The organism is Streptomyces sp. NBC_00080 (genome assembly GCF_045041255.1).
GTDB lineage: Bacteria > Actinomycetota > Actinomycetes > Streptomycetales > Streptomycetaceae > Streptomyces > Streptomyces coriariae.
In genome coordinates, this window is record NZ_CP108236.1 from 26,755 (window position 1) to 42,567 (window position 15,813).

Annotated in this window: 17 protein-coding genes and 1 pseudogene; 13 read left to right on the forward strand and 5 right to left on the reverse strand. The window is 68.9% G+C overall.

Annotated features, from left to right (window positions below):
* Nucleotides 1-58: 58 nt before the first annotated feature.
* The 3 genes from OHU34_RS43740 to OHU34_RS43750 all read left to right on the forward strand — a co-directional run bounded on the left by OHU34_RS43740 (nt 59) and on the right by OHU34_RS43750 (nt 3,399).
* Nucleotides 59-775, forward strand: coding sequence for a hypothetical protein (locus tag OHU34_RS43740; RefSeq protein WP_331733149.1), 717 nt, complete (start codon nt 59-61; stop codon nt 773-775).
* A 317-nt stretch (nt 776-1,092) separates the two neighbouring features.
* Nucleotides 1,093-2,007 carry a replication-relaxation family protein gene (locus OHU34_RS43745; RefSeq protein WP_331733152.1) on the forward strand — a complete coding sequence of 305 codons (915 nt, stop codon included), beginning with the start codon at nt 1,093-1,095 and terminating at the stop codon, nt 2,005-2,007.
* A 534-nt stretch (nt 2,008-2,541) separates the two neighbouring features.
* Complete coding sequence (locus tag OHU34_RS43750) at nt 2,542-3,399, forward strand: replication-relaxation family protein (RefSeq protein ID WP_405772819.1); 858 nt, start codon at nt 2,542-2,544, stop codon at nt 3,397-3,399.
* Nucleotides 3,400-3,731: 332 nt separating this feature from the next.
* Here OHU34_RS43750 and OHU34_RS43755 read toward each other — a convergent pair.
* Nucleotides 3,732-3,893: pseudogene (locus OHU34_RS43755) on the reverse strand (IS5/IS1182 family transposase); the annotation flags it as partial.
* Nucleotides 3,894-3,990: 97 nt separating this feature from the next.
* Between OHU34_RS43755 and OHU34_RS43760 the strand changes: the two are divergent.
* The 5 genes from OHU34_RS43760 (at nt 3,991) to OHU34_RS43780 (ending at nt 7,456) form a co-directional block, all read left to right on the forward strand.
* On the forward strand, nt 3,991-5,319 hold the full coding sequence (locus OHU34_RS43760) for an MFS transporter (protein WP_331733158.1): 1,329 nt from the start codon (nt 3,991-3,993) through the stop codon (nt 5,317-5,319).
* Nucleotides 5,320-5,338: 19 nt separating this feature from the next.
* Nucleotides 5,339-5,587, forward strand: a complete 249-nt coding sequence (locus OHU34_RS43765) for a hypothetical protein (RefSeq protein WP_331733161.1) — start codon at nt 5,339-5,341, stop codon at nt 5,585-5,587.
* Between the two features lie 183 nt (nt 5,588-5,770).
* The gene (locus tag OHU34_RS43770; RefSeq protein WP_331733164.1) at nt 5,771-5,899 is read left to right on the forward strand and encodes a DUF6233 domain-containing protein; all 129 of its coding nucleotides are present in this window, start codon (nt 5,771-5,773) and stop codon (nt 5,897-5,899) included.
* Between the two features lie 36 nt (nt 5,900-5,935).
* On the forward strand, nt 5,936-7,090 hold the full coding sequence (locus OHU34_RS43775; protein WP_331733166.1) for a hypothetical protein: 1,155 nt from the start codon (nt 5,936-5,938) through the stop codon (nt 7,088-7,090).
* Nucleotides 7,091-7,279: 189 nt separating this feature from the next.
* Entirely contained in the window at nt 7,280-7,456 is a 177-nt protein-coding gene (locus tag OHU34_RS43780; RefSeq protein WP_331733168.1) for a hypothetical protein, read from the forward strand.
* 472 nt (nt 7,457-7,928) lie between these two features.
* Here the strand turns inward: OHU34_RS43780 and OHU34_RS43785 are convergent, their stop codons facing one another.
* The 4 genes from OHU34_RS43785 to OHU34_RS43800 all read right to left on the reverse strand — a co-directional run bounded on the left by OHU34_RS43785 (nt 7,929) and on the right by OHU34_RS43800 (nt 11,145).
* Entirely contained in the window at nt 7,929-8,402 is a 474-nt protein-coding gene (locus OHU34_RS43785) for a lamin tail domain-containing protein (RefSeq protein WP_331733174.1), read from the reverse strand.
* Nucleotides 8,403-8,861: 459 nt separating this feature from the next.
* Nucleotides 8,862-9,467 (reverse strand): DUF6417 family protein, encoded by a 606-nt coding sequence (locus OHU34_RS43790; protein ID WP_331733177.1) that lies wholly within the window; start codon nt 9,465-9,467, stop codon nt 8,862-8,864.
* Between the two features lie 326 nt (nt 9,468-9,793).
* Entirely contained in the window at nt 9,794-10,312 is a 519-nt protein-coding gene (locus tag OHU34_RS43795) for a hypothetical protein (RefSeq protein ID WP_331733179.1), read from the reverse strand.
* A gap of 98 nt (nt 10,313-10,410) precedes the next feature.
* Complete coding sequence (locus OHU34_RS43800) at nt 10,411-11,145, reverse strand: Crp/Fnr family transcriptional regulator (protein WP_331733182.1); 735 nt, start codon at nt 11,143-11,145, stop codon at nt 10,411-10,413.
* A gap of 1,685 nt (nt 11,146-12,830) precedes the next feature.
* Between OHU34_RS43800 and OHU34_RS43805 the strand changes: the two genes are divergently transcribed.
* From OHU34_RS43805 to OHU34_RS43825, 5 genes are all read left to right on the forward strand, one after another.
* Complete coding sequence (locus OHU34_RS43805; RefSeq protein ID WP_331733184.1) at nt 12,831-13,763, forward strand: Ku protein; 933 nt, start codon at nt 12,831-12,833, stop codon at nt 13,761-13,763.
* Between the two features lie 67 nt (nt 13,764-13,830).
* On the forward strand, nt 13,831-14,163 hold the full coding sequence (locus tag OHU34_RS43810; RefSeq protein WP_405772625.1) for an STAS domain-containing protein: 333 nt from the start codon (nt 13,831-13,833) through the stop codon (nt 14,161-14,163).
* A gap of 154 nt (nt 14,164-14,317) precedes the next feature.
* Nucleotides 14,318-14,755, forward strand: coding sequence for a DUF6233 domain-containing protein (locus OHU34_RS43815; protein ID WP_331733189.1), 438 nt, complete (start codon nt 14,318-14,320; stop codon nt 14,753-14,755).
* On the forward strand, nt 14,715-14,921 hold the full coding sequence (locus OHU34_RS43820) for a hypothetical protein (RefSeq protein WP_331733192.1): 207 nt from the start codon (nt 14,715-14,717) through the stop codon (nt 14,919-14,921). The genes OHU34_RS43815 and OHU34_RS43820 overlap by 41 nt, the downstream gene beginning before the upstream one ends.
* Nucleotides 14,922-15,002: 81 nt before the next feature.
* On the forward strand, nt 15,003-15,773 hold the full coding sequence (locus OHU34_RS43825; protein WP_331733193.1) for an RNA ligase family protein: 771 nt from the start codon (nt 15,003-15,005) through the stop codon (nt 15,771-15,773).
* The last annotated feature ends 40 nt before the right edge of the window (nt 15,774-15,813 follow it).

Sequence of the window (15,813 nt, forward strand, 5' to 3'; positions counted from 1 at the left end):
TTATTTGCTTTGTGAGCCGGGCTGGCCGGCGCACGCTGACAGAACGGACGGTTCTGCCATGACCTCGCGCCGTGAGCCTCGCCTGGCCGACGCTGCCGAGATCGCGGCTGAACAGGGTCTGACTCCCGCACGGATCAGCCAGCTCTACACCGAGCACACGGAGAACACAGCCGGCAAGACGTTCCCCGAGCCTGTCGACAAACGCGGCCGCGCCCGCCTGTGGGACCACGCGGAAGTCACCGAGTGGTTTTCCCATCGCTCGTCGCCGCGGCTCACGGAACACAGGCCGCCCTCCATCGACCCGCAGGCGCTGCTGAACGCCTCGGACGCCTCGAGGTACCTCGGCTACAAGAACACCAACCAGGTCAACACCTTCGTGCGCGACCACCCCGGTTACTTCCCCGAACCGGACGTCGTCGAAGAAAAGGGCACAGCCGAGAACCCCTACCGCCGGCAGCTCTGGAAGGTCGCGACCCTGCAGGAGTGGATGGCCAGCCGGCCCGGCCGCGGAAGACGAGCCGGAGCCAAGCAGGCGCCGCCCCTGCCCAAGGTCTCCGCCGACGGTGATCCCGACGAACTGCTGGGGGCAAGCCAGGCAGCCGCCCTGCTCGGGTACAAGAGCGTCGGCTCCTTCTCCAGCGCCCTGTCCCAGGGCAACCTTCCGCTGATGAAGACCACGGACGGGGTCGCCGAGAATGCCGGCCGCCAGAACGGGCGCCGCCGGTGGACGCGCCGGCGCATCCTGGAACAGGCCGCCAAGCGGTCCAAGAGGTAGTACCTGGCGGTGAGCGGACCTCCGCACACCACCCATGAACGCGGCTCCCGGTTTTGGGAGTTGGTCCCTTGCGGACCCGGGGTCGCACGATGGCCGGCATGGCGTGGTTCGCCACCACGCCCCGCAGCAGCAGATGCTGCTGCGGACCGGCCATCGCCTGTCTTCCGACCGCTCGCGCAGACGGCTCCAAAGCCCCTTCCGGCCAGTCGCGTGGTCGCGTCCCGTGGCCCCGACCACGAATTCGTTCCTGGACCGTGACCGTGGTCGGGGTCTCGTGGTCGCAGCCTGGGTCGGGGCATGAGGGTTGTCTCCCTTCCATGACCCGACCCACATCAGGCGTTCCGACCGTCGAACTGGCCCCCAGCCCTTCTGAACCGTTGCGCTTGCAGGTCCTCACCGCGCTCGCCCTACACCGGATGGCCACGACCGGCCAGCTGCTCCAAATGCTGCGGCCGAACGGCTCACGCCAACTGGTCTCCCGAGTACTGAACAAGTTGCGCTCCACAGGCTTCGTCGACCTCACCCCGCTGCCGGACTCGGACCGGTCGCGTACGCACGTCTGGTACCTCACCCCTGAGGGGGCGCGTCTGACCCGCGATCTCCCCGCCCTTCGGGGGCGCCCGCCGTACCCCATCACCTCGACAACCGCAGCGTCGCTGAAAACGCCGCACACACTGACCGTCGTACGGTCCCACCTGCCGTTTGCGGCAGACGCCCGCCGGCTCGGGCACGAGCACGGCCCGTGGGACTGGACTCCTGAGGTGGCTCACTCCATCGGCGAGGGCGACCGACTCGTAGCCGACGCCGTCATGCACTACACCGTCATCGACGGCGAACACCGGCGGAAACTGCGCGCGTTCGTGGAAGTCGACCGCACCACCATGAGCAGCGAGCGACTCGCCGTGAAGCTGATCGAGTACGCCCGGCTGTTCCAGTACGAAGCCCAGCCCGTCGGCCGCCGCAGACCAGCCTCCACAGGCCCGGCCTGGCTCCGCTGGTATCCGGTCTTCCCCCGCGTCCTCTTCATCCTCACCGGCGCCTCCCGAGCCAGACTGGGAGACAGGACCAAAGACCTCCAGGCAATGGTCGCTCAACACCCGCTCGTCGCAGCCCTCTCCCGCGAGGTACAGCTAGGGGCCACAGTCCTGGAAGACATCGAGCACCACGGTCCCAGTGGGCCAGTATGGGTGCCGCTGACGGGAGGCGAGCCCCGCCCATGGACCGCCCTGTGACGCCCTCGCGCAAGCGAGCGGCGACAGTCTCGGCCCACGCCGACGTGCGTGACCGGCTGGCTCCACCCACGCCGGCGCAGTGCCGGACGTCCAGCTTGGGGGCGAGGCATTTCGTTTCCTCCGTGAACATCGTGACCAGCGGACGCCCGAGCGGACCGAGGACGAGAGCTGAGCGCACTGGCTGTCTGGCGCTCCGCCTCAGGACGTAAGGCAACCGGTGCGAGCACCCGCTTCGCCTTGGCCCGGGTAGCCAATTCGGTCCAGGCGACGTCCAGATGGCGGAAGAGCTTCCGGCCCCGGTAGTCGAGTCCCGCGGCAGAGCATCTGGAGGGCCACGTCCAGAGCAAGGGGGCTGGGCTGGAAATGCCCATGTCGTCCGACCGCAGTATTCAGGTGACGGGCTCCCCAGACCCCTCGGACAGAACCCGCCCGAAGCTGGTGCCCTACAGCCAAGCACATCCTGCGACGGGTTCGGGAACGCAAGGCTCCGGAGGAGAGAACGCGGGCGAATGTGGATGCCGGCTGGCGGTGCTGGTGCAGTACCGGATGGCAACCACCGAGCAGATGCATCAAATCACCGCCCCGCAGGTGCTGATCGAGCAGACCAAACGCAGGTTGGCCAAGCTCCGTACCGAGGGCCTGGTCGACCGCATCACCCTGCCGCAGGCGGGGCGTACCCGAGTGTGGTTCGCCACCGGATACGGGGTGCAGGTCGCTGCGGAGTGGCCGGAGGTGCGGGGGCGGCGGCCGCCGAGGCTGGTGTCGGATCCGGTCGCGGCGCGGCTGCGGGTGCGGGTGAACCACACCTTGACGGTCACCGAGATGGGACTGCAGCTCCTGCTGAACGCACGCCGCCGTGGCGAGACCTGCCGGCCGCTGGACTTCCTGCCCGAGGTACACCACCCCATCGGGGGCGGCGAGGCGGTCATCCCGGACGCGCTGCTCTACTACGAGCGCGAAAGCCGAGAAGGTGGCGGGGGTTCGATGCTGCGGGCGTTCCTCAAGGTCGACCGGGCGACCATTGGCCCCGAAGGCCTCGCCGCCAAGCTCCGCGCCTACGCCCGCCTCCACCAGTACGCCCCCACGCCGGTCGGGCGGCGCCGCACGGCGGAGACGGTCCAGGGCAGCGACGAGGGATGGCGGCGGTACTATCCGCGCTTCCCACGGTTGCTGTTCGTCCTGGACGGCACCGGCCCCGCCGGAATCGACAACCGTCTCCGCGCACTCCACGCGGCCCACGTGGGCCTCTCGGTGGCGCTGTTCCTGCGGAAGGTGATGGTGCTCGCCGCGCCCATGACCGACCTCCTCCAGCACGGACCCGCCGCGGCTGTGTGGCGCCCCGTACGCGACCCCGAACGCCGGGTCGGCTGGATGGACCCACAGACGCCGTAGACGTTGCGCAGCGGGCGAATGCGCACCCGTCGTGGTCTGCGCAATGCCTCGACCACAGGCCCGACCAGGAGTTCCGAACCCCGAGCCTGGTCCATCAAGTGGTGCTCGTTCTGGCGACCACCGCGAAGCATCATGGAGGGATGCGGATTCTCGAGGTGCTTCAGCGGGGTCGTTGGGCTTGGCCGACCAGTCCTCCTCCCACCGTTCCCCCTGCCGGACCGCCGTCGTTTCATTGCCCGCAGTGCAAGCGGACGGCACCCAACGGGCATACGGCCTGCGGCTCGTGCGGCTTCCGCTTGGTCGAGGAGGACAGGTGAAGCCTGCCGAAAGCCTCACTTGGTGATTCGGCGGTGGCAGATGAGGACTGCGGCGATGCCGACGAAGCGACGGTGCAGTCGTCGGCACCCGGCGAGCCAGGACACTGTCCGCTCGACAACCCAGCCGTAACGGCCCAGCCGCTGTGAGGACTCGACGCAGCGCTCGGCGATCAAATGGCTCGGCCATGTCGATGAGCGACGACACCTGTGTGGCTCTCCTTGGAGTGGCCGGTTCGGGGCGGGTGTTGATCTGGGTCCCTTAGGGTGCCTGGCCGTGACAGTTTCCTTGGATGGGTCGTCCTTGTGGCGCGACCGGCAGTTCGTCCTGCTCGTATCCGCGCGGGTCGTCTCGGTGTTGGGCAACGGCTTCGCGCGGGTGGCACTGGCGTTCGCGGTGCTTGCGCTGCCCGGGGCGAGTGCGGGTCGGCTGTCGCTGGTGGTGGCCTGTCAGGCGTTGCCGCAGCTGGTGTTCATCCTGGTGGGCGGGGTGATCGCGGATCGCATGTCGCGACCGAAGCTGATGGTGTCGGCTGACGTGCTGGGGGCTGCCGCCTATGCGGGACTGGCCGCGATGGTGCTGACCAGACACGCACCGCTGGTGGCTATGTGTCTGCTGGCAGTGCTCGCCGGAACGGCCACGGCGCTGTTCGCACCGGCGATGGACGGCCTCGTGCCGTCCGTCGTACCCGCGGGCCGCCTGCAACAGGCCAACGCGCTGCTGCGGGTGGGCACCAACAGTTCCCTGCTGCTGGGCCTGGCCCTGTCCGGGGTCACGGTGGCGCTGGTGGGCGCCGGCTGGGCGCTCGCGCTCAACGCGGCATCGTTCGTCGTCAGCGCGGCGCTGACGGTCCGGCTGCGGGTGGAGGTGCGGCCGCGCGGGCGATCGTCGGGCTGGGCCGATCTCCGGGAGGGGTGGAGGGAGTTTGCTTCCCGGCAGTGGCTGTGGGTCGTGGTCGCGCAGTACTCGGTGGTGGTGGCCGCACTCAACGCCAATGTCGGAGTGCTCGGGCCGCTGACGGCCGAGCAGCACTTCGGCGGAGCGCGGGCCTGGTCGGTCATCGTGGGCGCGCAGGCCGTGGGCACCATCGCGGGAGCCGGACTTGCCGCCCGTGTGCGGGTGAGACGTCCCCTTCTCGTGGCGGTGCTCTGTACGTTTCCCGCCGCCGTACCGATCGCCCTACTCAGCGCCGAAGCCCCGCTATGGCTGACTGCCGCAGCCATGTTCGGCGCCGGTATCGCGTCGGATGTCTTCGGCGTCCTGTGGGCGACCACGATCCAGCGGGAGATCCCGCAGGGGGTCCTGTCACGCGTCAGTTCCTACGACTGGTTCGGCTCCCTGGCCCTCGCCCCGCTCGGCCTGCTCATCGCCGGACCCGTCGCCTCCGCCGTGGGCACCAGCCAGGCGCTGGCCGGCTGCGCCGCCCTGATCGTCCTGGCCACGACAGCAACCCTGCTCTCACCACAGGTCCGTACACTGCGCGCTACTGCCGAAACGCCTGACGGGACAGCATCCTCACCGCAGGCCGCGGAACATCCAGTCGGCGAAGAGAGTTCGGGCTCAGACGCGGGACCCGCGGCCGACGTGAAACGCCGAGCTCAGTAACCATGGATTGGTCACTGGCGTGACGATGCTGAACAGGTCAGCCCGCGGCCGGAACCTCGAGCTTGAGGAGTCCGGCCGCTTCGACACCCGTGTGCGTGCCCTGCACGCGGCCGACGTAGACCTCGCGGTGGCTCTCTTCCTGCGGGAGGTGAACGTGCCCGCCGCGCCGATGGCCCACCTGCTCCAGCACGGACCCACCGCGGCCGTCTGGCGCCCTATACGCGACCCGGAACACCGAGTCGGCTGGATGGACCCACAGACGCCATAGGCGATGCGCATCAGGTGATTGCGCACCCGGGTTGGTCTGCGCAGTGCCCCCAACCACAGGCCCGACCAGCACAGGTCACAGGGTTGCGCAAACAAGTGCCCCGCCACCGCCCCGAGCCGAAGGCATGGACGCTAGCACCCGGCATCGGCGACGGCCGTCCAGGTCCACGCTGGCGACTGCCACATGGTGGGCACGCGGCGCCGCTCGGTCGGCCGGGATGAAGCCCGCCACCTCCTTGCCGACGACCTGCGGCCCTGCACCCACCGCCGCCCCGACACACAGCTCGACATCGTCAACCGTTTGCAGGGGTGAGGCACAAGCAGCCTTAGCGGCCGGGAGGATATCGGCATGGTTGATCAAATTCCCACGGTGCCTCTGGGAGTGCTGACTGAGGCGCAGGCCTTTGCGCTGGCCGGTGGCGTTGAGGAAGCTGAGCATTTCGCGTTCGGTGCCGCGATGGCCGTGATCGGTCCTTCGGGAACGGTGATCGTCATCGAAGCGGGTGACGGAGGGTCGGACAAGAGCGGGGTGTGGAACGCGGAGGAGGTCCGTCTGATCGGCCCGGCACCGCGACCCGTCACGGAGCGGCTTGTTGGCCGGAGATGGACATGGGGCGCGGGTGACGAGGTGTTGCCCCTGCACTTTATGGTCCGTATCGAGGACGGCCTGCTGTATTTGGGTGTCAGCCGTACCGTCCAGGCTGCGACGGCTCAGCGGTCCGGCTGCACCGAGTACGAGCTCATCCACTGCGTGGCGCGGCTTGAAGTGCCCTTGAACAGGGCCCTGCTCGACCGGGTTCGTCCGCCGCTGCCTGCGGCGAATCTGCCGGGGCTGGAATGGCTCCAGCACGTGAACGGCGAGCGCGCTGTGGCACTGGAGCAGTTCGTCACGGGCTGGTACCCCGCCACCGACTCCGCCGATGCGTCGTCCACCGGGCTGTCGTTGGCATCCATACCCGACGGCTTGAAACAGCTCTACCGGCTGGCGGTGCAGCGGCCGGCCGCTCTTGGAGTGCACAACAGGATCCATCCCGAGTCGGCCCTTGGCACTGACGACCGTGGCGAAATGCTGGTTTTCGGCGTCGAGAACCAAGGAGGATTCGTCTGGTCACTCTTGTGGACGCTCGGCGGTGAGGAGACCGATCCGACCGTCTGGTTCTGCGACGACAGTGAAAGGCCGATCGCCGAACAGGAGCCGCTCAGTGGCTTCCTCCTTCAGTTCTCGCTCTTCGAGGCTGCTATGGGCGCGGACTACCTGGCGCTGCCCCACAGCCTTGAACTCACAGCACAACACGTCGACCAGCTCACCGCGCGGCTGGACCCGGTTCCGTTGCGAACCTACTGGCCCTGGGCCCCCACTCGCTTCTACGTGGCGCCGGGTCTCATCATGCACGTCTGCCAGGCAGGCGATGACAAATTCGAAGCGTGGGCCGGTGCCACTCACCGCAGCGCCCTCTCCCTGCTGGCTGATGCACCAATCGAATGGTCTCGCTTCGACGGATGACATCGCCTGCACCGCACAACTGCCGCGCAGACAGTGAAGCATCAAAGCTGCGCGCCTACGCCCAGCTCCACCACTACGCCGGTCGGCCAGCGCCGTGCGGTATAGGCAGTCCAGGAGGAATGGCAGCGGCACTATCCGCGGCTGCTGTTCGTCCTGGCCGACACCGGCCCCGCCGGCACCGACAACCGTGTGCGTGCACTGCACGCGGCCGACGTCGACCTCGCGGTAGCGCTGTTCCTGCGGGAGTGCACCGTGCTCGCCGCACCGATGGCCGACCTCCTCCAGCACGGACCCGCCGCAGCCGTGTGGCGCCCCGTACGAGACCCAGAACGCCGAGTCGGCTGGATGGAACAGCTGACGCCGTAGGCGGTGCGCAGCCGGCAGTGCGCCGTAGACGGGTGCGCAGCAGACGATTGCGCAGCGCTTCGTGGTCTGCGCAATGCCCCCGACCACAGGCCCGACCACGAAGGGCCGGGGCCCGACCACAAGCCCGACCACCGCAGGTCACCGCGTTGCGCAGACAGTGCGCAGACGCCCGGAGACAAGGCTTCAGTGGGCGACAACCGGGGTGATCAGCGCGGCCAGGGCCGCCTCTCCCGCGGGCCCGACAAGTAGCGGCTGCACACAGGCCGGGTGTCGACGGGCGAGATAGGCAAGAGCGCCCACGACGAGGAGGCCGACAAGGACGGACACCACGGTCAGCTACGAGCAGGTACCGCAGTGACCGTGGCCGGCGCATGACGCCGGGCGGCGTGCCCGCCCTTGGAGAGGGTGGGCACGCCGCCCGGGTGTCAGGTCTGCCGAGCCGCCGCGCGGCTCCTGCGGGCCGGTGTGCGGGTCAGTGGCGGCCGCCGCGGCGGTGGCCCCAGGACTCGTCGTCGACGAAGCGGCCGTGGTCGTTGCGCAGGGTCGCGGTGTCGTGGTCGTTGTTCCACACATACGCGCGGCGGTCCTGGTAGAGGTCGGCGCGGGTGTCACGCCCCTCACCGGTGTGGATCCGGACCGTGGCACGGCCCGCCAGACGGTAGTGGTCGAAGGTGTACGTGTGACCGGACTCGTCCCTCAGGGTCCAGCCGTCCAGGTTGACCGCGTTGCGGGTGGTATTGGTCAGCTCCACCCACTCCTTGTTCAGCGAGCGGTTGGAGCGGTCGTCGCGTCCCGGGGAGTCGTACTGAACGTCCGAGATCTCCACCTGCGGGTGGTGCGGGCGGGCGTGGTCGGCTGCGGTCGCCGGCAGCGCCGCCACGGAGACGAGGGCTCCGGCGGCGAGTGCGGCGGCGGCCAGACGGCGGGCGGTGACAGAAGTGGTCAAGGAGTCCCCCTGATGGTGCGGGCACCGCTCTCAGGAGCGGCCGTCTCGGCCGCTGCGGAAAGTAGGTGCGGTGTGCGGTGGCGGCCGGGCCGGCCGCGCACCCACACTCTGTCCGCCTCTTGCAGGAGTTGAGGTGGAAACATGGACTGTGTTACCTGTTGCCCGTATTCCTGTGACTCTTGAGTGCATCGTCCATTTATGCCGTGCATGCACGATGTTGACGCCCTACCAGAGCCGGCCCCCTTGCGAGCGCTGGCCGGAGAACCCTTCCGGCCCTGTCACTCCGCTCCGGGCCGGATGGGTCGTCACCCGAAAGTGAGTAACACCGCGACACCGCTGAGCGCTCCGGAAACGGCACCCACCGGGCCGGGTTGACCGCGCCCGCGGTACAGGCAGACCCGCATAGAAGCGGGTACCGGGGATGTCGTGCGACTGGGACAGCCGGCGTTGGCGGAGCGGTCATGTCCCGGCTGCGGGACAGTGGGTGGACGGGTCGACGGCGGGGCCGGGGAGGTGGGTGATGCCGTAATCGCGGGTGAAGCGATTGGCCTCGAGCGCGGAGCGGGACATCCGGTGCAGCCAGAACGCGTACGCCACGCACTTCATCTGCTCAGCCGAGAGGTGCAGCACGTACCGGTTCACCGCCGGATCGCGCCGGGCCGTGTGCACCTGTTCCGCCAGCCCGACGGCCGGCCGTACCCGCAGCTGGTCAGCGAGCGCCACGAACAGGCGCAGCGCCGTCATCTGTGACGGGATCAGCTCGACCCGTTGAAGGGCGGGGCCGGGAGCGCCCTCAGCGGGTTGGAGGCGGAAGCGGCTGTAGAGGAGGAGATCGTGGCCGGGCGCCGTCAGGCGGGCCGCCCAGCGCACAGCCCGGCCCTCCCACGCCGACAGCGCCGCACGGTCGTCCCGGTCCGCGAACTCGACCAGGCCGCGTTCGGCGAGGTTGAACACGCGCTGCTTGACCGGGCGGAGGTCCCAGTCCAGCGCCCAGCCGTACTCAGCCGTCCGCTGCCGGTCGGCCACCGCGGCCAGCGCGGTGACGGCTCTGTCCTCGTACGGCATCCCCACCCCCCGGGACCGCCGGCCCGGATGGCCAGCCCTCGGCGGAGCAACCGGAGGCAGCCCCCTCAGGTCACGCTCGTGCGGAGGCGGAGGGGCTGAGCCGGGGTCACGGAGCGGCTGGAGAGCGTAGATGTGGCGAGCCGGGGGCAGGGCCGCCTTCAACTCGCCGCACCGTAGGGGTGGCTGGAGGCTGAACGGTGTGCGTCGCCACGCGTCGCTCCTGCCGAGCTCGCGGAGCGCACGGGTTGCCGCGGGCCCGTACAGCGCTGGTGTCGCAAAAGGGGCCCGCCTTCCTGAACTCGGCGGGCCCCTGCTGTGCGGCGCTGTCAGCTGTTGCGCAGGGCCTTGATCTTCTTCTGGGTGGCGTTGATGGCTCGCTCGAGTTCCCAGCGGGCCGCTTCCTGCTTCATGGCGCTCACCATCTGGATGTGGTGGTCCACGAGGGAGACCTTCAGGCTGGGCCCCGGGTCCGGCAGGGCCGTACTGACGTAGGTCCCGACGCACTTGACGACCTCGGTCAGCTCGGCGCGGATGTCCTCGGTGTCCTCGGCGATGCCCTTGATCATGTTGCCGATGCGGACCACGTTGTCGAAGTCGCTGGCGCGGCAGGGCTTCTGGGCGAGGCCGCACAGGGCGGTGTAGAGGTCGGTGACCCAGGTGGCGGGTTGGTCGAGCTCGGTGTGGGTGAGGTCCTTCTTGCGGACCTCCTTCCACCAGGCCAGGACCTCCTTGTGGTGCAGGAGGGTGTAGGTGCCGAGAATGCCCACGGCGAGGGCGGAGAGGGCGGTCACCAGAAGGGTGCCGCCGCCGGTGCCGAGCGCCAGGACGGTGGTGCTGCTGATCATGCTGTTGTCCGTTCGCGGGTACGCCTGCACGGGGGTGCGGGTGTACGGGGTGGTGGGTCCGTGGGAAGCGGGGCTGCGCGGTGGTGCGCGCGGTGGTGTCAGGCCCCGGTGGTGAAGTGGCGCAGGCCCTCGAGGTCGAGGACGGTGAACTTGCGGTAGCCGGCGTCCAGGATTCCCTGGTAGCGCAGAGACCGGATGGCGCTCTCCACGCTGGAGATGCCGAGTTGGAGGGCTGCGGCCATGTCTCTTTGGCTCGGGCCGGTGATGGTGGTGCGGCCGGCTGTGTCGGGGTCGGGCACGCCGGCGATGTCGGCGAGGTGCGCGATGAGACGGCTGACCCGCTCGAAGGGGGGCCTGGTCGTCATGGAGTAGACGAGTTCGTCGCTGCGGTTGCGGTCCTCCAGGCTGCGCAGGAGGGCGAGCTGGACCTCGGGCCGGCGGCGGTGCAGGACGTTCATGTAGCGCACGCGCCAGCGGATGACCTCGGTCTCCGACAGGCAGCGGGTGAGGACGTGGGAGGCGGGGGCGATGAGTTTGGCCTCGCCGAGGAACTGGCCGACGCCGCGGAACCGGGTGATCGTGGGGACGCCTTCGCCGGCGCCGAGGGGGAAGCGGTCCTGGCGCACGCATCCCCTGGTGACGATGTAGACGTACCGGTCCTCTGCCGTCATCGGGAGCAGTTCGTCGCGGGCGTAGGTGTGGATGGCGGGCGCGGCCTCGAGCAGCGTCTGCCAGCTCGAGGGGGGAAGGTGGCCCACGAAGCTGTCGTCGGGCACCGTCTCGTAGCTGAGCAGGAGGTCGACCAGGCGGTAGGCGGTGGTCACGGAGGTCATCCGCTGTACCCCCGTCCGGGGCGGGCCGCGGCGCGTGTGCGGGTGTATGCGCCCCTCGGCGCGCGGCAGTGACGGCGTGTCACAGCGGAGCGGGGGTGTGGCGCGCGAAGCGACGGCGGGATGGCGCCGTCGACGGTGGCGGTGCACATGGGGTCTGTTCCTTGTGGAGTTGACGTTCGGGGCCCGTCGTACGACGGGCCCCGTGGGGTGGGTCCAGAGCCTTCTCCGGGAGGTGGTGCGGTGCCTGGCTGGTGGGGCCGGACGGGTGGAGAGGACCTGCGGTGGATAACGCTACCTCTCTGCACGAGCCGAGAGCCAGTCGCCTTTTCGCGAGTCCTTGAAGAGGCGCGAGCGCGTGCGGAAGCCTCGGGCACAAGGTTTTTCGGGTGCTTCCCGCAGGAAGTAAGACCCTCCGAATATCCTGAACTCACGCCCGAAATGAAGAAGGATTCAATTTCGAATACCTATGCGCCGTAGCGAAAGGTTTTTCTTCAGATGAGCGGCAGGAGGCGCAGACGTTAACGCACAACAAAGCAGGGAGGCCCCGGGGCACCACCCCCGAGACCTCCCGGAAAGGGCCTGGACCCACCAGGAACAGACCAGTGTCCAGTAAACACCACTGAGGGCGTTAAGGTCACTCCCGAAACGGACGTAAGGGCTCTCTGCCCCCTCTGTGACCAGCCAAAACCCTCACAGATGAGGGTTTGGCGCAGCGATCCGCGCTGAGCTGAGCACGCCAACAACGCGCCACCCCCTTCCCCTCTTTGCCCCTTTTGTTCCCCAGTGAACACCTCCCCTCCTGAACCGTGGGGCTGTGAGAGCGCTATCAAGCGACAGCTTCCGCTCACGGAGCAACGGAATCGGTCATCCCGATCAAGCCCGCCGCGATCCCCCGCCCGGCGCACGCCTGCCGCCGCCGGAAACGGAAATGATCTTTCACTGCCGGGGGATTCGCGAGCCAAAGCCTCTGCGGATTCCCTCCTGATAGGGCAGCGGATAGAAAGCGAATACCCATTGCGACACCCTACGGAAAGCCGCTCCGAATTCAGCCGGACACCGCCGTCCGAGCCCATCCAATGTCGACCTATGAACAATGCCGCCTCACCCGACGGCCCCGCCCCGCACACGCCGGAGCTCCGCCCGCGCATCGAGCGCGCGCAGAAACTTTCCCTCCGTCAGATTTGCTACAGAACCCGCGAGTTACCCCACCGAAGCGGCCAACTTCGTACCGATCTGCACAAGAAGCGACTACATAGGTACTCTGTGTAACGTTCCTCACCCTCCAGGTAGACCCCAGGACACCCGGCCCGGTAAGCGGACGCACCAGCCGGACCGAGCGGCCACAATCCCGATCATCACACTGTGCGACTGATAGCCGCGTGCGACACCGCACGGCCGCGCATCCGCACAACGCCGCACTGGGAAACAGCGCCCCCAAGGGCACAGCCGAACGGCGCCGGACATCCCGAATGCGCGAAAGGGCACTAGACGGCAAATAGCGCGGCATACAGACGTGGAACCCGCGCATAGCGCGTCCTCCAGGCCACCGCTCCCCCACCACCGAATCCCACGGCACAGACACAGCGGCCGGCCGAACCCCCACTCCCCCGCCATGACCATCTGGTGCGGACCGCGCGCACCCTTCGTAGGCTGTTCCTGCTCGGGGCCTGTCGCGGAGGTCAGTCATGCCCCGAACCATCTGGTCCGGCGCCATCTCGTTCGGCCTGGTCACGGTCCCCATCCACGTCCAGTCCGCCACCGAGAACCACTCGATCCACTTCCACCAGTACCACCTGGATGACGGCGGCCGGATCCGTACCCGCAAGATCTGCGAGCTCGAGGACCGCGAGGTGGCGAACACCGAGATCGGCAAGGGATACGAGTACGCCAAGGACCAGGTCGTCGCCATCAGCGACGAGGAACTGCGCGACCTGCCGCTGCCCACAGCGAAGGCCATCGAAATCGACGCCTTCGTCGCCGCGGACGACATCGACCCGATCCGGATCGGCGAGGGCTACTACCTCTCCCCCGACGGCCAAGTCGCAGCCAAGCCCTACAAGCTGCTCCGCGAGGCCCTGGCCCGCTCGTCGAAGGTGGCCATCGCCAAATACGCGTGGTCCGGACGCGAGCGGCTCGGCATGCTCCGGGTCCGCGGCGACGCCATCGTCCTGCACGCCATGCACTGGCCCGACGAAATCCGCGACCCCACCGAACTCCTCCCGGAGCCCGTGGACGTGTCCGAGGAGGAGATCAAGGGCGCGCTCGCCCTGATGGAGTCGATGTCCCGCGACGACCTCGAAGGCGACGCCTTCAAGGACACCTACACCGAGGCCATGGAAAAGATCATCGAAGCCAAGCGGGAAGAGAAGCCCCTCCCCGAAGCACCCGAGCCGGAGCAGCCGGGCCGCGTCCTCGACCTGATGGCCGCGCTCGAGGAATCCGTATCCAAGGCGAAAGCCTCCCGCGGCGAGAACGCCGACATCCACGAACTGCCGAAGAAGAAAACAGCCGCGAAGAAGACCGCGGCCAAGAAGACCGCGACGAAGAAGCAGCCGGCCAAGAAGACCACCGCGGCGAAGAAGACGACCGGACACGGACAGCGGCCACGCAGCGCCTGAACCCCCGCCCGCCAACCGCTCACAGCCCCCTACCACCGTCGCCGGCAGCCAGGGCATGATCTCGAACATGAGCCACGAACCCGACGGCAAAGGAACGACGGTGCAGTACGAGCAGGACGGCGCATGGATCGTCGTCGCACACGGCGACTACGACGCCCACACCCTCCCCCCGCTCGAGGAAGCACTCGACACCGCCGCCCGCAAGCACTCCCGCGTGGTCCTCGACGTCTCCGGCGTCTCCTTCGCCGACTCCACCTTCCTCAACCTGCTGCTGCGCATCCACCACATGACCTCACTGCGCATCGCAGGCCCCACACCACAGGTACGACGCGTTCTGAAGATCACCGGTGCCGACACCGTGCTCGACACCCGCGCAAGCATCCAGGACGCCCTGACCTAGCCCCGCACCCGCCGACGCGTAGCCCACCGGCCCGCAAGGACGCACCCGGGCGCCCGGGCCTCCGCAACCACGTCCCAGCCCCGGACCCGCCGCCCGGCGATCACTGACGTGCCCCCAGTCGAACCGGCAAGCCCGTACACCTAGAATCAAATATGTGTTCGATGACCTGCCGGAGGACCTGCCCCGCCTGGAGACACTGCGGGTGTGGCACACCCTCTGGCTGGCCCGCATCGATGCGAAGATCGCCGCCGTGCGGCAGCGGCAGGCAGAAACCGAGCACGGCCGGCGCCGCCGTCCCGAGCCGCCGGACTGGACGGTCGAGCTCGGCATCGGCGCCGGACGCCCACCGGTCCAGGTCCACGCCGGTGACTGTCATATGGCAGGCAAGCGACGCCGTCCCGTCGACCGCGACGAAGCACGCCGCCTCCTCGCCGACGGCATGCGGCCCTGCACCCACTGCCGCCCCGACACCCAGCTCGACATCCCCGGCTTACCCCGCGGCACCACCCAAGCCTCCCGACACCGTCCCCTGCCGCAAGGACACCAGCGCCATGAGCACTCCCCAGCCCGCTCCTCCCATCGCAGACCCTGACCCGTCCGCGTTCGTCTGCCTGGGCAGCCAGGTCGGTCCCTGCGCCACCTGCCAGCGCAAGACCCACAAGTACGGCCACGGCGGCAGCCCGCTCTGCCGGTGGTGCATGACGACGGTCCTGGAAGGCTGGGGGCGGAACGCCCGATTCACCAGCACCCGCGCCTGACCGGTCAACGCCCGGCACCGCGTGCCGGACCGTCCCGGAGTACACCCGAACGCCACAGCCGCCCGGTGGAAGAGATCTCCGGTGACGTGGCACCTCCCCCAGCCCATGCTGACCGCCCCGACCGCCGACCCCACCCTGCCGCCCGGCTGGGCGGCTGAACCGAAGTGGGACGGCTACCGCGCCCAGCTCGCCCGCTACGCCGACGGCCGCGTCCTGCTGCGCTCCCGCCGCGGCGACATGACACCGTCGTTCCCCGAGATCCGGGCGGCGGCCGCGCAGTTGCCCGGCGACACCGCCCTGGACGGGGAACTGGTGGCGTGGGAGGAAGGCCGGCTCGCGTTCGAGCGGCTCCAGCAGCGCCTGCCCCGGCGGGGACGTGTCGCAGTGGCGGCCGCGACGCGATGGCCCGCCCACCTCGTGGTCTTCGACGTCCTGCGCCTGGCCGACACCACCACCTGGTCCTACCGGCGACGCCGCGCCGCCCTCGAGGAACTCTTCACCGACCTGCGCCTGCAAGCCCCCTGGACACTCACCCCGTCCACGACCGACCCCGACACCGCCCACGGGTGGCTGGAGTGGACGGCCGCCGGCATGGAAGGGCTGTGCTTCAAACGGCTCACCGAGCCCTACCGCCCCACCGCCAGGACCTGGCGCAAGTACAAAAACAGGATGACGGTCGACTTCCACTGGGACCGCTGGAAGACGTCACGCCGGGGCCGCTGGACAACGTCACAGCCACCCGGCCGAGACCCGGCCTGCCGTGTGAGCATGGTCGGCTCACCGCTGGTGGTGGTCACCGTCCCCGCTCGTCAGGATGGGCTGAAGCTCCGCCGGGTCGAGTGCCTCGACTAATGACACGCACCGGCACGGCCGTTGGGCGGCTCGTATCGGG

Excerpts from the sequence above, each read along its gene's own strand:
- OHU34_RS43805 (WP_331733184.1), top strand. The coding sequence starts at position 12,831 with ATGCCCCGAACCATCTGGTCCGGCGCCATCTCGTTCGGCCTGGTCACG.
- OHU34_RS43740 (WP_331733149.1), top strand. The coding sequence starts at position 59 with ATGACCTCGCGCCGTGAGCCTCGCCTGGCCGACGCTGCCGAGATCGCG.
- OHU34_RS43820 (WP_331733192.1), top strand. The coding sequence starts at position 14,715 with ATGAGCACTCCCCAGCCCGCTCCTCCCATCGCAGACCCTGACCCGTCC.
- OHU34_RS43800 (WP_331733182.1), bottom strand. The coding sequence starts at position 11,145 with ATGACCTCCGTGACCACCGCCTACCGCCTGGTCGACCTCCTGCTCAGC.
- OHU34_RS43790 (WP_331733177.1), bottom strand. The coding sequence starts at position 9,467 with ATGCCGTACGAGGACAGAGCCGTCACCGCGCTGGCCGCGGTGGCCGAC.
- OHU34_RS43810 (WP_405772625.1), top strand. The coding sequence starts at position 13,831 with ATGAGCCACGAACCCGACGGCAAAGGAACGACGGTGCAGTACGAGCAG.
- OHU34_RS43770 (WP_331733164.1), top strand. The coding sequence starts at position 5,771 with ATGGTGGGCACGCGGCGCCGCTCGGTCGGCCGGGATGAAGCCCGCCAC.
- OHU34_RS43775 (WP_331733166.1), top strand. The coding sequence starts at position 5,936 with ATGGTTGATCAAATTCCCACGGTGCCTCTGGGAGTGCTGACTGAGGCG.
- OHU34_RS43745 (WP_331733152.1), top strand. The coding sequence starts at position 1,093 with ATGACCCGACCCACATCAGGCGTTCCGACCGTCGAACTGGCCCCCAGC.
- OHU34_RS43795 (WP_331733179.1), bottom strand. The coding sequence starts at position 10,312 with ATGATCAGCAGCACCACCGTCCTGGCGCTCGGCACCGGCGGCGGCACC.